Source organism: Ewingella americana ATCC 33852, assembly GCF_000735345.1.
GTDB classification, from domain to species: domain Bacteria; phylum Pseudomonadota; class Gammaproteobacteria; order Enterobacterales; family Enterobacteriaceae; genus Ewingella; species Ewingella americana.
The window spans coordinates 1-344 of the sequence record NZ_JMPJ01000086.1; the positions used below are offsets into that span (position 1 = coordinate 1).

A 344-nucleotide genomic window follows, 5' to 3' on the forward strand; every position below is an offset into this window, starting at 1 on the left:
ATCTGGAGTTGACTGGATGGTACTGTCAGGGAGCCCTGCATTACATAGATTCAACGCGTGGCATTCGCTCTGAAATAAGCAGCCAGTTTTATCAAGCTTATGGCAAAACGTATATTCATCCTTCCGAACGCTATATTGCAGTGCCCTGGTGGGACTCTACAGCATTTACAGTATCGAAGGATTACGGCAAAACTTGGAAAACCGCATCATTTGCGATGAACTCTCATAGCTTAGAGCCAGGTAGGGGTAATCGTCCAACAAGAGAAAATAACCTCTCCTTCACCGTGGTCAACGATCAGGGTTTCCTGCTCACCCGTCAGGGTAATCTGTATATGAGTTCAAAA

General features: G+C 45.6%; 1 protein-coding gene. It reads left to right on the top strand.

Going from position 1 to position 344, the window contains the following annotated elements:
- On the top strand, nt 1-344 hold a 344-nt coding region (locus GEAM_RS23385), incomplete at both ends, for a T6SS immunity protein Tli3 family protein (protein WP_425591327.1).